1 protein-coding gene is annotated in these 588 nt (G+C 52.4%); it reads left to right on the forward strand.

The genetic code is table 11. The features are described 5' to 3' along the window. Positions 1-171: 171 nt before the first annotated feature. Positions 172-588 (forward strand): hypothetical protein (locus JK635_RS14365; protein WP_202654659.1); only part of this gene is annotated, 417 nt, incomplete at its 3' end.

A 588-nucleotide genomic window follows, 5' to 3' on the forward strand; every position in this document is an offset into this window, starting at 1 on the left:
ATGAGTTCTTGGCGTGGACAACAGCACAAGGTATCACACGAGTCGATCGACAAACGGGAACGCCGTTAGTTATGAAAATAAAGCGTAGCGACGAACTAACTGCGCAGATCTACAGCGAACTACTGTAGAGACAACAATTATAGAGACAACAATTAATCACTAGGGCTCATCATGAAAGTTGGCGATTTAATTCGGTTTCGTTCGGACTTGTTCTTCGATGGAGCCGTCCAGTTGCTGTGGGCGGATGACCAGATTAACCGTGCGGACGAGGCGGCACGAAGCTTCGTGTTTCACGGTCCACGCTACCACGGGGTTGGCAAAGACGTTTACGGCGATGAGATCTACCGCTTAACTGACACGGCAACGCTTGCGGCAGATCTTCTTACTCGTATTGCCGACGAGACTGCAGCACATAGTAATCCATTTTCGCTCGCAATCGCCGGCTACGGCTCGGGTAAATCGCACTTTGCCTTGGCGCTCACGCGACTTTTACGCGAGCATCACTCCGCGCTAAGTGAGCAAATCCTGTCCAACCTAACGCTTGCCGAGCCTCGGGCGGCCGACAGCGCACGACAAGCATTGGAGAAG

The organism is Neobacillus paridis, assembly GCF_016765675.1.
Taxonomy (GTDB): domain Bacteria; phylum Bacillota; class Bacilli; order Bacillales; family Cytobacillaceae; genus Neobacillus; species Neobacillus paridis.